Source organism: Moraxella bovis (genome assembly GCF_025985205.1).
Taxonomy (GTDB): Bacteria; Pseudomonadota; Gammaproteobacteria; order Pseudomonadales; family Moraxellaceae; genus Moraxella; species Moraxella bovis.
In genome coordinates this window covers 2,179,314-2,193,093 of the sequence record NZ_CP087840.1, presented here as the reverse complement: position 1 = coordinate 2,193,093, position 13,780 = coordinate 2,179,314, and the positions used below count along the sequence as shown (strand labels likewise).

The window sequence follows — 13,780 nt, the reverse complement described above, 5'->3', positions numbered from 1 at the left end:
TTCATATCATGACCAAAAGGAAGACCCATGAGCATTACTTATCTCTCTGACTTAGACGTATCGGGCAAGACCGTCCTTATCCGTGAAGATTTAAACGTACCCATCAAAGACGGTGTCATCACCAGCGATGTCCGCCTACAAGCCTCCCTACCCACCATTAAAGCCTGCCTTAACAAAGGGGCAGGCGCGATTGTCTGTTCGCACCTAGGCAGACCCACCGAAGGCGAGAGCGAGAGCAAATATTCATTGGCTCCGATTGCTGACTATTTGGTGGACAAATTGGGCGTGAATGTGGCGTTCTCCACCGATTATCTAGATAATGGCGTGTCGGTGCAGGCAGGCGAGGTAGTACTGCTAGAAAACGTCCGCTTTAATGTCGGCGAGAAGAAAAACAGCCCCGAGCTGTCCAAACAATACGCCGACTTATGCGACATCTTTGTCATGGACGCCTTTGGCACCGCTCACCGAGCCCAAGCATCTACCGAAGGGGTGATTCGTGCGTGTATCGCAGACGGTAAGCCTGTGTGTGCAGGTAACTTACTCTCTGCCGAGCTTGATGCTCTATCCAAAGCTCTAGACAATCCCGCCAAACCTGTGCTATCTATCGTGGGTGGCTCAAAGGTCTCTACCAAACTTGACGTGCTAAACAGCCTAGCTAAGCTATGCGATAGTATCCTAGTCGGTGGTGGTATCGCTAATACCTTTTTGGTGGCGAGTGGCAAAAATGTCGGTGCCTCTCTATACGAAGCCGACCTTGTGGATACCGCCCGTGACATCATGACCAAAACAAACATCCTACTACCCACTCATGTCGTGGTCGCGGACAAAGGCGAGATTGATTTTGATGACTTTTTGGGCTCACTTAGCCGAGTGACTGCCACCATCAAATCCGTGGATGAGATTGGCGAGCATGACATGATACTAGACATCGCCCCTGAGGCGGCGAGTAAGCTGGGCGAGCATATCAAATCCGCCAAAACCATTCTATTTAATGGACCTGTGGGCGTGTTCGAAGTGGACGCATTCGGTCAAGGCACTGCCATCATCTGTCAAGCGGTGGCAGACAGCGAAGGGTTTAGCATTGCTGGCGGTGGCGATACCTTGGCTGCCATTGACAAATATGGCGTGGCAGACAACGTGGACTACCTATCCACAGGTGGCGGGGCGTTCCTAGAATTTGTTGAAGGTAAACCCTTGCCTGCCATCACCGCACTAGATACACCTTGATAAGTATATGATTTTTATATAAAAATGATAAAATGCAACAACAACCTTTGTTAATTTTTGTTGCATTTTTTATGTTTGCCCTTGCCAAATACCATCATTCTGCTAAACTATGTTGGAGTTTAAAGCATCTTTAAATTTTGGTGTTTTATCACTTTTAAAGATGTACTGCCATTACTAATACATACTTTCTTTGGAGTGCTTTTATGAAAAAATTAATCCTAACCACGCTTGTCGCTGCCCTTGCTTTGACAGCGTGTAGCAAAGAAACCAGCGATAAAGCTGCCGACACAGCTCAGTCTGCTGCCACTGACACCGCCAATAACGCCAAAGCCGCTGCTGATACTGTGGTCGCCGAGGCCGAGGCTGCCGCCAATGCGACCGCTGAAGGCGTCTCTAATGTCGCTCATGACGTGGCAAATAATGGCGTAGAAAATGCCAAAAATACCGCCGAAGCTGCCGCAAGCGTGGTCTCTGATGCCGCTACCGCCACCGCCGATGCCGTGACAGGGGCTGCCAGCAGTGCCACTGATACCGTAACAGGCAACACCGCCACCGCCGAACAGCAAGCCCCCGAAGACCAAAAGTACTAATCCACCATCACCAAAGCCCCGAACATGTTCGGGGCTTTTTTGATAAAAATAAATTTACACCCAGCGAATCTGATGTTCGCCATGGATCTGTGATGATCACCCGTTTCACATCATCTTATGCCAGTTTATCAACATTAACAAAAATCGTCACATACAACACATTAATACCATGTCAGTGTTCATTTGTGTCCAAAATCAGCCAAGATGACAAACTTTGGCAACAATTTTTGACAGGTAAAAATTTTGTCCATGTCAAAAATTGACATCTCTGCTAAAATGTCAGTCCAACCTGCCAAAAAATGTCGAAAAATCCAAAACTGACAAAAATTGTCACCCAAAATTACCCGCCAGACATCAAATTTTAAAAATTTTTTTGGTAAAAAAGAAAAAAATTGTACATATTTTAATCAATTTTAAAAAATAGCAAAAAATCTGCCTATTTTTTAGACAAAATTTCTAAAATTTTCTCAATTTTGCCTATTTTTCCCAAAAACAGCCCAAATCCACCAAAAAGTTGGCACAGACAATGCAACAGTATGAGTATAAGGTTAGCAAATATGTTTAAAGTTGCTAATCAGTTAACTTAAACAAACTGGGCAATGTCGCCCCTATGAACTAAGGAGTTCATTATGAACGCTCAAAAAGGTTTCACCCTTATCGAATTAATGATTGTTATCGCCATTATTGGTATCCTAGCTGCAATCGCTCTACCTGCTTACCAAGACTATATCTCTAAGTCTCAAACTACTCGTGTGGTTGGCGAACTAGCTGCTGGTAAAACTGCTGTGGATGCTGCTTTGTTTGAGGGTAAAGAGCCAGTATTGCAAGCTAATAATGCTGATACCTCCAAAGAGGATATTGGTCTAACTGACACCAGTAACAAACCTCGTTCCAACTTGATGTCAAATGTTGAATTAGGAGGTTTCTCTGCTACTAGTTCAGCTGGCACTATTACTGGCACCTTGGGTACTCGTGCTAATAAAGACATCACTGGTGCGAAAATCATGCAAAATCGTGCTGCTGATGGTGTATGGAGTTGTACCATTGATGGTTCTGCTGCTACTGGTTGGAAAGACAAATTTATCCCAACTGGCTGTACAGCTAGCTAAGTAATAATCTACTCTTAGATTACAAAACACCACTCCTTTATGGGGTGGTGTTTTGTAACATGAAGACATAATATTTACAATAAATATACAAAAATAAGAAAACGCTTGTCTATTTTTTATCTAAAATAATCAATCACAATTATTATCCATTTCTTTTTATTCTTGTTTTAAAAGAGACTTAAGTCATGCTAAATAATTTTAATAAATTTGTCGCCTCGTCGGTATCAATGGCGTATTTGGCTGTATTAAGTTGGGCGACGGCTTACGCTTATGGTTGGGGTCAAGCAGCATATCATGGCTACCCATGGTGGCATGTGGTGCAAGGTGGTAGCATGATTGCCAGAAGTTTGGCTTATGTCTGTGTGGTATCCATGGTTTTTGTTATTGGCTATTCGATCGGATATCAGGCGTTTAAGTTTATTAAGAGATTTTTTGAGCTACTACATGTCTCTTGGGGTGCATCTCATTTGGGGTTTGTCAAAATTTTTATTTTATTGGTGATTGTATCAACACCCATCATGTTGCTGCTGTATTTTTATGTTGGTATTTTGTCGTCATACCGTCTGATGGGATGTGTGCTTTCTATTTTAGCCATTTCTTTAGTTTGCCATAAGTTCGGACGGGCAATCTCTTTTTCTATTCGTCTTAGGGAGTTGATGAGTAACGAAAAATATTATCAGATTTTTATGGCTTTTATTTTTGTGTATGTGGTCGTTTCTGCGTTTTCGATAGGGTATTTGCGTTCAGCCTTTTTACGGGTTATGATATTATTGAAGTAGAGAATCGCCCTTATTATATCTTAGTGGCAAACGGTGATGAAGGGTTTATCTTGGGTGAGAACATCAAGCATAACAGTCATTTTATCTTTTTTGATCGCAAAACTTTAAATCATTACACCATACACATCACACCATCTCCTTACCTACCCTATAAAAACCAACTATCAGCACAAATATATCACCAAGAATAAGCAATATTTGACAATTTGTATAGTAAATTCTATTCAAGGCACAACAAAGGTTTTCCGTTCGTGGTAAGCTGCCCGCCCATAACGGAGAACCGCTTCACCCGCAGGCAGGCTTAGAGCGAACGGTTTTTGTATGATTTTGATATGAATTGAGTGTGGTTAGACTTGAATGTGCAACCTGAGCTGGTACGCCAAGGTTCTTTGAGTGGCGGTTTTTCTTATATTTGATGTCAATCACTCTTTTCAAGAGGTGTTAATAGTGGTTGCTGATGATGTATTTACGTAAAAAACCACCCCTTTCGGAGTGGTTTTCATCTATGCTAGATAAGCTAGATTATTAGTTACCGCCTGTGCAACCAGTTGGGTTGAACTTAACTTTGTAGTTACCACCTTTAGTGATAGAGCAGCTCCATACGCCTTGTGCGTCACGGCTTTGAGTAGCTACAGTGCCTTTGATGTCTTTGTTAGCTTTGTTACCCAAAGTAGCAGAGATAGAACCTGCACCGCTGTCTTTGAAACCGTTAATGTTAACTGCTTCCATCAAGTTAGAGCGTGGGTTGCCGTCAGCTTTAAGACCGATGTTTTCTTGAGTAGAAGAAGAGTCGCCATCAATAATTGGCTCTTTACCTTCGAACAAAGCAGCGTCTACGGCAGTTTTACCAGCAGCTAGCTCACCTACTACACGAGTCATTTGAGACTTAGAGATATAGTCTTGGTAAGCAGGTAGAGCGATTGCAGCTAGGATGCCAATAAATGTTATTCATGAATGCGTTTGTCAAAAGGGCGATTTTGGCGAATAACGGCATAGCTGATGGTGAGTAATTTGCGCATGATGGCGATGATAATTTGTTTTTTGGTTTTGCCTTTTTGTTCCATGCGTTTGACGAACTTTTGAAAAGCGGGATATCGACCAAAGCTGACTATGACAGCGGGCATAAAAAGGGCTGAACGTAGTTCTTTTTGTCCACTAAATCCAATGGAAGACTGCTTGTGAATACTAATGCCGGATTGATGATGACGAGGGGCAAGCCCAGCATAGCTTGCTAGATGTTTGGCACTTTGAAATGATGAACCATCTCCAATGGCAACCAGTAAATGTGGCAGTGTCTTTTTGCCAATTCCAGGTATTGTGGCAAGTAGGCTGGCACGGTGATTTAGTTCGGGTGTGCAATTGATGAGTTGCCAAATTTGATGATCGAGCTGTGTGATGCTGTCACTCCAATGACGAATGTTGTCATCAGTATACGATTTCACATAAATAGACAGAGCTTCCTGTCGAGTGCGTTCTTTGATGAGTTGCCGTTTGTGGTGTTCACGTTGTTTTAGAAGGGCAGTCAGTTTTATTTCGTTGTCTGATTTAGGCTGCCATAAAGGTGGATTTTCTTTTGCACCATAGCGTGCCAAGAGAATGGCATCCTGCTTATCTGTCTTGGTGCGTATGCCTAGACTTTTGGCGTATGCATGAATATATAAGGGGTTGACAATACTTACCTTATGATGATGAGAGATTGCCCAATGAGCTAATTTTTCCCAATAAGTCCCCGTTGCCTCAATAATCAAATGTAAGGTAGATGTGTTATAATGGTGTGCTTGAATCCACAATGTTAGCTCCATAAAACCCTGTTGGTTATTTGTGAATGTACAGTTTTGCCAAGTGTTATGGGTAATAAAGCAGGCATCAAATGTGTTTTTGGCGATATCAATCCCAATGTAAGTTTTAGACATGGTAGTATAAAGCACCAAACTAGTTTGGTAAAGGAGTTATCTCAACCTAGCTTGCGGGTTTTGCTCCCAGGATACCAAGCGAGTTTTCCCCAATATTATTGCACAATGCATGAATTATAGAGGATTTGATCTATAAATGCAAATTTAACGGTAATTGTTCTATGACCATAAAAAAGAATTCTTCTAAAAAATATCCCGATTGGCTCGTTCATGATTACAAACTGCCAAAGCTTGATTGGCTGCTTTTGGCACAGGCATTGATTTTTTTGCTGATTCCCAATGTTTTTTTGCTGATTGGTGCGTATTTTGTGGGTGTGTCTCGACCTCTTATTAACATTGATTATTTTGTGGCATGTGTGCTATTTGCTCTGCCTTATCAGTTTTTTCGTGTGTTGGCGATGTTGGTGCTGCTTTGCACCATAAGTCTTGATGTTGTGATGATGACCATGCAATTATTCCCATTTTTGGATATTTTTGCAGCAATATCACTTGCTCCATTTTTGGTCAATGCCCCCTTGCGTTATATAGTGCTTGTAGGAATTGTGGCGACATATCTTACCGTTATGCCCTTTATTATGAGACGACTTGCCAAACCTTTTATGATTAAGACAGGATGGCTTTATGTGCTATTTGTGTCACTCGTTGGTTTTTTTGCGTATAGCCACTTTAATGAAATCAAATATGTAGATAGACATGGTGAACGATTTGCTCAGTCAGATTACTTTGTCATTCATAGCCAGTACAAACGCTATCGCTGGGTGGTAGATAGTGAATTTGTTAAACATTTTGGCAAAGTGCCAACCATGATCCCCATCGACATTGATAACGCTTCTGACTATTTTGGCAATTCTGATAAAAAATTACTCATTGTGGCAGAGTCATGGGGGGTGGCACGTCATGATAGCACTCAAAAAGATATTTTGGCAGGTATTTACAATCAAACTGACAGACTGGAGTTTATCAAGGACGGTTATTTTGACTTTGCAGGAGCAACGGTGGAAGGTGAGCTTAGGGAGCTGTGTTTGCTTGACGTAGAGGGTGGTTATGCCTTTAATAAAGTTGCTAATAAAGAATTTGACAACTGTTTGCCTAATCAATTAAAGCGGATGGGGTATCATACGATAGGCATGCATGGTGGATTTAGTCAGATTTATGAAAGAGATTTCTTGTATCCAAAAATGGGTTTTGCTGAGACGGTCTTTGCTGAACATCATGGCGACAAAAAACGTTGTGAGGCTTTTAATGGTATTTGTGATAACGAACTGTTTGATATTGTTGCAGAAAGTTTTGCCACCCATGATAAAAACTTCTTTTATTGGCTAACCCTAACCAGTCATTCCCACTACCCTAGAGGTGATATCATCAATCACCGACTAGACTGCAATAAGCACAACCTACCCAAAGGCGATATTTGTAATAACTTTATGCTACACGCCCAGTTTTTTGATGGATTAGGCGAACTTATCAAACGCCCTGAGATGGCAGGTGTTGAGGTAATTGTTGTGGGCGATCATATGCCTCCGCTGATGATGCGGGAGCCTATCCATCCGCACATTCATTGGCAGCGGGTGAGCTGGTTGCATTTTAAGGTTAAAGCATGATGTTAAGAGATTGGTTTTTCGCCAAATTTTGCTACCAAGTTAAAGTCTTCATCAAGGGCGAAGTATGCTCCATTGTATTTTGCCATGACAGATAAGATATACAGCTTGCCGTATTGTTTTTCCAAACTTTGCAGGACGGCTGAATCATCCATATTTTGAGCAAGAGTACGTCGATTGGCTAGATCGGTTTCTTTAATAATATCCAAAGATTGTAACATGGACTGATAAGGGTGCTTTCGATCTGGTGTATAGACAGCTGCAGGTAATTTGCCTAGTTTTTCATATTGCGATAATTCGCCCAATTCAAAATCGGTCATCTCGCGTTTATTGATAACCGTTGCTGAGCTTTTGGGGTAGATGATGACTGCTTGAGGTTGTTCTTTGTAGAGTGTGGTCAGACCATATACCAAGGCGGCAATCTGAACGGCACCAATGATAACCAAGTCAGAGATGATTTCTTTTTTGGGTTTGGCAGGATTGTACACCAAAAAAGACAATAAAGGGCCTAGCACGACATCTATCAAGAAGACCAAGGTAAGCCCCTGTATCGCCCCCGCCATGGTAAAGTACACGTCAGGATAAGCAAAAAAATATACCCAAGCTACCACAAAACAGAAGATGAGCAACGAGATGGTAAAGTGAGTGATACCGGCTTTAGCTTTGGTTTTTATCAAAGAGAGGGTAAGTGATGTCATAAAATAAAAGTTGGTACAGAAATTGCTTAATTATATCAGATATTAATTTCTTTACTAGAGTTATGATGAAAAACAATTTAAATACCCAACAGGGCTTCACCTTAATAGAATTGATGATTGTGGTAGCAATCATTGGGACGTTGGCAGCGATTGCCTTACCTATGTACCAAGACTATATTGCCAAAGCTCAGGTGAATCGTGTGCATTACGAGATTAATGCGGCACGCACCATCATTGATTCTATTTTGGCAGATGGACGATTGCCCACACTTGATCCGCAGGTTGCCAATAGCAATGATAATTATGAATATATTGGTATGACCGAAGATCCTACTTCCAATTTGGTATATATTGCTAGTATTGATATTGCTGGCAATAGATTTAATAAATTAACAGCTGAATTTGGCAAGCAGTCCTATGTTGCACTAAAGGGAGCAAAAATATCAATGGTGCGTAATGTAGATGGATTGTGGTCGTGTGTATTGGAAGAAAGATCATCTGGCTGGAAGGATAAATATACGCCAATATCATGCAGAGAATGATAAAATAAAACCACTCATCACGAGTGGTTTTATTTTTTGGGTTATTTAGGCACTATCAAAACAACACACGCACCTTGATGGTCTGCGGTACGGAACGCAAGCGTTCTAGGGCTTTGGCGGAGTCGTTGTCGTCCACGTCCATGACCAGATAGCCGACATCGCCACGAGTCATCATCGACTGGGCGGTGATGTTGATGCCAGCGTCCGCAAAGGAGGCATTGACCTGCGAGAGTACACCAGGGACGTTTTGGTGAATGTGTAGCAGGCGGTGGCTCTTGTCCGTGAACGGAATGGAGACGTTGGGGAAATTTACGCTACTTGTCGTGTCGCCCATGTCAGAATAGCGGACGAATTTGTCAGCGACTTCTAGACCGATGTTGGCTTGGGCTTCTTGGGTAGAACCGCCGACATGGGGGGTGAGAATGACGTTTTCAAAGGCACGAAGGGGCGAGATAAACTCTTCATCAGCCGATTTTGGCTCTTTGGGGAATACGTCAATGGCAGCCCCTAAGATTTTGCCACTTTTTAGAGCGTCTGCCAAATCATCGATATTGACACAGCCACCACGAGCAGCGTTAATAAAGAACGAGCCGTCTTTCATAAGACCAAACTCACGAGCGGTCATCATATTACGGGTGCTAGGCAGGTCAGGGACGTGCAGGGTTACGACGTCAGCTTTTTTTAGGAGTTCATCAAAACTGCCCATTTGCACGGCATTACCCAGTGGCAGTTTGGTCAGCACGTCATGATAGATGACTTTCATGCCCAGTCCTTCGCACAGGACGGACAGCTGTGAGCCGATAGAGCCATAGCCCACGATACCCATGGTCTTGCCACGCACTTCATAGCTGTCTTTGGCGGATTTGTTCCAGCCACCACGATGGACGACCGCATTTTTCTCAGGAATGCCACGCATGAGCATGATGGTCTCAGCAAGCACCAGCTCCGCGACCGAGCGAGTGTTTGAGTAGGGGGCGTTAAAGACGGGAATGCCCAGCTCTAAGGCAGCGTCCAAATCCACTTGGTTCGTACCGATACAAAAACAGCCGATACAGATGAGTTTTTCGGCAGATTTTAGCACCTTGCGAGTCAGCTGGGTGCGTGAGCGGATACCGATGAAATGGGCGTCTTTGATTTTTTCGATGAGTTCATCTTCATCAAGGGCGGTTTTGATGTATTCGATGTTGGTGTAGCCAGCTTCGTTTAGCACTTTTAGGGCGTTGTCATGCACGCCTTCTAAGAGCAAAAAGCGGATTTTGTCTTTGTTAAGGGATAAAGTCATGAAAAATCCTTACAATAAAGAGTGGTTGGCAAAGATATAGTTATACACTCATTTGGCAGATTTTGCAAAGGGTTTTGGGGGTTTTTTGTAACTTGATTAGAAATAAGGTCATTGGCAACTTGACTTTTGCAAAATTTTAAAGGAAATTTAAAAAATTTTCATCATGTATGTAAATGTTGGTTATCAGTAACTTTTTGTTTTGTCCTAAAAAACCATGATACAATAACCTAAATCGGTAGCAAAATGAAATTTTAGTTGTCAAATTTTGAACATGTGCTATAATTTGCCACTTTTAAATTTTTGATAAGTTTACATTTGTTTTATTAAATTTAAAAGTATTATTGCCGTGCAAGCGGTCAAATCATTATTTATGATTACTCTTGCAAAACTGGTGTGCAATGGATTTTCATTTTTCCTTTATGGTCCATTGAACCACACGCCGAACGTCATGACCTTGTTAAACCCAAATTTTAGTTGATAAATTGGGTTTGGGTTTAGGGATATAGTCATCAAATTTTCATATGTGATTGATAAGATTGAGATTGTATTCATAGGTTTTTCTTTTAACCCTTATCTGAGATGGTAATCCGATATGAGCGTTCACTCTTTAATCACCCCCAATCCTAATGCCACGAATGAGTACTACCTAACTCGCCAAAACGAGATGGAGTCTAATGTTCGCAGTTATCCACGTAAGCTTCCTTTAGCCATTGCCAAAGCACAAGGGTGCTGGGTTACTGACGTAGAAGGCAACGAATACCTTGACTGCCTAGCAGGAGCAGGGACACTTGCCCTAGGACACAATCACCCTGCCACTATCAATGCCATTAAAGACGTGCTAGAAAGCGGTTTGCCACTGCATACCCTTGACATCACTACGCCAATCAAAGACGCATTCACCGAAAAATTGTTGTCATTTTTTCCAAAAGATTTTGTCCTACAATTCTCCGGCCCAACAGGGGCAGACGGTACAGAAGCCGCCATTAAACTTGCCAAAACCCATACAGGGCGTGATAATGTCATCGCATTCTCTGGCGGTTATCACGGCATGACGCATGGTTCTCTTGCGATGACAGGCAATTTGTCCGCCAAAGAAAAAGTGGGCAATCTCATGGCGGGCGTACAGTTTATGCCATATCCACACGAATACCGTTGTCCGTTAGGGCTTGGTGGCGAGGCAGGCGTGGACGCTTTGACTTGTTATTTTGAAAACTTCATCGAAGATGTAGAAAGTGGTGTGGTAAAACCCGCTGCCGTTATCCTAGAGGCGATCCAAGGCGAAGGCGGTGTTGTCCCTGCTCCCAAAAAATGGCTCCAAAAGATTCGTGAAGTTACCGCCCGCCACGACATCGTACTAATCCTAGACGAAGTGCAAGCAGGATTTGCTCGCTCTGGCAAGATGTTCGCCTTTGAACACGCCGAGATTGTCCCTGATGTGGTCGTCATGTCTAAGGCGGTGGGCGGTGGTTTACCCCTTGCCGTGCTTGCCATTAACAAAAAATTTGATGCTTGGGCACCAGCAGGACACACAGGCACATTCCGTGGTAATCAGCTAGCCATGGCGGCAGGCTATAATGTCCTAGAACAAATCACCAACAATAATCTGGCTGAAAACTCACGCATTCAAGGCGAGTTTTTGCGTGAAGAGCTTGATAAACTTGCCCAAGATTACCCTTGTATTGGTAATGTGCGTGGTCGTGGCTTAATGACGGGTATTGAGATCGTCGATGAGCGTAAGCCTGCCGATCATATGGGGTCTTATCCTGCTGATAGCGAGCTTGCGGTCGCTATCCAAAAAGCGTGCTTTGATAATAAGCTGTTGTTAGAGCGTGGCGGTAGAAATGGCACGGTGGTGCGTCTTTTATGTCCGATTACCATTACTCGCTCCGAATGCCAAATGGTCATTGATCGCTTTAAAAAGGCGGTGGGTGAAGCGTTAAAGGTGGTGCGCGGGTAAGACTGTATTGTAATTTTAAAGATAAAGGCGTGCTAAATGGTACGCCTTTATTTTTGCCAAAAACTGGCTTTATGTTTATCAAAAAATTTGTTAAAATAAAAAATTTTACTTGACACTTGCTATGGAAAATCGCAAAATGAATCAGCAATCAGCAATCAGCAATCAGCAATCAGCAATCAGCAATCAGCAATCAGCAATCAGCAATCAGCAATCAGCAATCAGCAATCAGCAATCAGCAATCAGCAATCAGCAATCAGCAAAGCCTAAAAACCGCCCATAATACCGACTTTTTTGGTGAAAAATTAGCCAAACTTCGTCAAATTCTGCCTGAAATTTTTAGCGAACACGCCCTAGACCTAGAAAAACTCAAAACCCTACTGGGCGACCACCTTGCTCAAAACGAGCGCTACGGCTTGAATTGGGCAGGCAAATCAACCGCTTATCAAGCCCTACAAGCCCCTACCAATAACACGCTTATGCCTTGTCCTGCCGAGAGCGTGGATTTTGATACCACACAAAACATTTTTATTGAAAGTGATAATTTAGAAGCCTTAAAAATATTACAAAAATCCTATGCAGGCAAAATCAAAATGATATACATTGACCCGCCATACAATACGGGCAATGATTTTATTTATCACGATGATTTTAGCCAAAGCAAAAAGGATTATGAAGTTGCGATTGGTGATAGAGATATTCACGGAAAATTATTAAAATCCTTTAAAAAGAACAGCAAAGACAATGGGCATTATCATTCTAATTGGCTTAATATGATGTTGCCACGCTTGCATTTGGCTCATACTTTGCTTTCTGATGATGGCGTGATATTTATCAGTATTGATGATCATGAACAAGCTCAATTAAAGTTGTTGTGTGATGAAATATTTGGCGGGGAGAATTTTGTTGCGGATATTATTTGGAATTCCACAAAATCAGTTACAAATACAGCTTTAATTTCAGTATCTCACACATATAATTTGGTGTATTTTAAAGATATTGACTATTTTATTAAGAATAGGGAATTATTTAGGCTAAAAGACGATGGAGATGGTTTTGAGAACCCCGATAATGACCCAAGAGGTGCTTGGAAAGCTGACCCGTTTCAAGTTGGCGGTTGGCGACCAAACCAACAATATATCATAACCAACCCAAATACAGGAGTGGAATATACACCAAATGAAGGCAGTAGTTGGAAGAATGACTATGAAAAATTCCAAGAACTTTTAAATGACAACCGCATTGTTTTTGGGAAAAATGGAACTTCCGCACCACAAAGAAAAAGGTTTATTTGGGAAGCACAGGAGCGAGGAAAAGTAGCCAAAACCTTGTGGGACGATGTGGAGACAACAACCAACGGAACTCAATTACTAAAAAGACTTTTTAATGAAAAATCATTTTTTGATAATCCAAAACCGATTTCTTTGATAAAAAGAATGCTTGAATTGGGTTCAGATAATAAATCTATTATCCTAGACTTTTTTGCAGGTTCGGCAACCACCGCCCACGCTGTCATGCAATTAAACTCAGAAGACAATGGCAATCGTCAATTTATTATGGTGCAATTACCTGAACTCACCGATGAAAAAAGTGAAGCTCATAAAGCAGGATTTAAAACCATTAGCGATATCTCCAAAGAACGCATTCGCCGTGCAGGAGCAAAAATCAAAGCCGAGAATCCTGAAAAAAAGATTGATACAGGCTTTAAAGTATTTAAATTAAGCGATAGTAATTTTAAAGCGTGGCAGATTGATGATGATATATCTAAGCAATTAGAAATGTATATTGACCCCTTAAAAGATAATACCAATGAGGTGGATATTGTCTATGAACTGCTATTAAAGATGGGATTAAAATTAACGGCGGATATTAAATTTGATAACGGCATTTATTGGCTAACTTGTGAAAATAAATCATACGCCATTGTGCTAAATTCATTATCCCAAGATGAGTTTAACGCCATTATTGACAAAAAACCTGCCAAAACCGTTGTCCTAGACAAAGTATTTTTAAATGACAGCGAAAAATCCAATGTGATTTTGCAATTTAAAGATGCTGGACTAAATTTTGAAAGCATTTAATTATTGG

At 41.8% G+C, this 13,780-nt stretch carries 13 protein-coding genes; 9 read left to right on the top strand and 4 right to left on the bottom strand.

What is annotated here, in order from left to right; genetic code table 11:
• Nucleotides 1–27 precede the first annotated feature (27 nt).
• The 4 genes from LP107_RS11155 (at nt 28) to LP107_RS11140 (ending at nt 3,705) form a co-directional block, all read left to right on the top strand.
• Nucleotides 28–1,227: a phosphoglycerate kinase gene (locus LP107_RS11155; protein WP_264676111.1), complete on the top strand. Its 1,200-nt coding sequence runs from the start codon at nt 28–30 to the stop codon at nt 1,225–1,227.
• A gap of 203 nt (nt 1,228–1,430) precedes the next feature.
• Entirely contained in the window at nt 1,431–1,817 is a 387-nt protein-coding gene (locus tag LP107_RS11150; RefSeq protein WP_264676112.1) for a hypothetical protein, read from the top strand.
• A gap of 629 nt (nt 1,818–2,446) precedes the next feature.
• A complete protein-coding gene (locus LP107_RS11145; RefSeq protein ID WP_264682783.1) occupies nt 2,447–2,926 on the top strand; it encodes a pilin in 480 nt (159 codons plus the stop codon).
• Nucleotides 2,927–3,111: 185 nt separating this feature from the next.
• A complete protein-coding gene (locus tag LP107_RS11140; protein ID WP_264682782.1) occupies nt 3,112–3,705 on the top strand; it encodes a hypothetical protein in 594 nt (197 codons plus the stop codon).
• A gap of 525 nt (nt 3,706–4,230) precedes the next feature.
• Here LP107_RS11140 and LP107_RS11135 read toward each other — a convergent pair.
• Both LP107_RS11135 and piv read right to left on the bottom strand, forming a co-directional pair.
• Nucleotides 4,231–4,584 (bottom strand): pilin, encoded by a 354-nt coding sequence (locus LP107_RS11135; RefSeq protein ID WP_083141352.1) that lies wholly within the window; start codon nt 4,582–4,584, stop codon nt 4,231–4,233.
• A gap of 65 nt (nt 4,585–4,649) precedes the next feature.
• The gene (piv, locus tag LP107_RS11130; RefSeq protein ID WP_264676116.1) at nt 4,650–5,618 is read right to left on the bottom strand and encodes an IS110 element transposase-like pilin switch DNA invertase Piv; all 969 of its coding nucleotides are present in this window, start codon (nt 5,616–5,618) and stop codon (nt 4,650–4,652) included.
• Between the two features lie 161 nt (nt 5,619–5,779).
• Between piv and LP107_RS11125 the strand changes: the two genes are divergently transcribed.
• Nucleotides 5,780–7,219 carry a sulfatase-like hydrolase/transferase gene (locus tag LP107_RS11125; RefSeq protein ID WP_264676117.1) on the top strand — a complete coding sequence of 480 codons (1,440 nt, stop codon included), beginning with the start codon at nt 5,780–5,782 and terminating at the stop codon, nt 7,217–7,219.
• A 2-nt stretch (nt 7,220–7,221) separates the two neighbouring features.
• Here LP107_RS11125 and LP107_RS11120 read toward each other — a convergent pair whose 3' ends face one another.
• The gene (locus tag LP107_RS11120; protein WP_264676118.1) at nt 7,222–7,914 is read right to left on the bottom strand and encodes a hypothetical protein; all 693 of its coding nucleotides are present in this window, start codon (nt 7,912–7,914) and stop codon (nt 7,222–7,224) included.
• 65 nt (nt 7,915–7,979) lie between these two features.
• Between LP107_RS11120 and LP107_RS11110 the strand changes: the two genes are divergently transcribed.
• Entirely contained in the window at nt 7,980–8,456 is a 477-nt protein-coding gene (locus LP107_RS11110) for a pilin (protein ID WP_276012176.1), read from the top strand.
• Nucleotides 8,457–8,511: 55 nt separating this feature from the next.
• On the opposite strand, the gene serA is transcribed toward LP107_RS11110, so the two are convergent.
• Nucleotides 8,512–9,738, bottom strand: coding sequence for a phosphoglycerate dehydrogenase (gene serA, locus LP107_RS11105; RefSeq protein WP_264676119.1), 1,227 nt, complete (start codon nt 9,736–9,738; stop codon nt 8,512–8,514).
• Nucleotides 9,739–10,330: 592 nt separating this feature from the next.
• Here serA and LP107_RS11100 point away from each other — a divergent pair.
• The 3 genes from LP107_RS11100 to LP107_RS11090 all read left to right on the top strand — a co-directional run bounded on the left by LP107_RS11100 (nt 10,331) and on the right by LP107_RS11090 (nt 13,773).
• Nucleotides 10,331–11,695 (top strand): diaminobutyrate--2-oxoglutarate transaminase, encoded by a 1,365-nt coding sequence (locus tag LP107_RS11100; RefSeq protein WP_264676120.1) that lies wholly within the window; start codon nt 10,331–10,333, stop codon nt 11,693–11,695.
• A gap of 136 nt (nt 11,696–11,831) precedes the next feature.
• The gene (locus LP107_RS11095; RefSeq protein ID WP_264682781.1) at nt 11,832–11,975 is read left to right on the top strand and encodes a hypothetical protein; all 144 of its coding nucleotides are present in this window, start codon (nt 11,832–11,834) and stop codon (nt 11,973–11,975) included.
• A 217-nt stretch (nt 11,976–12,192) separates the two neighbouring features.
• Nucleotides 12,193–13,773 (top strand): site-specific DNA-methyltransferase, encoded by a 1,581-nt coding sequence (locus tag LP107_RS11090; RefSeq protein WP_338044537.1) that lies wholly within the window; start codon nt 12,193–12,195, stop codon nt 13,771–13,773.
• Nucleotides 13,774–13,780: the final 7 nt, after the last annotated feature.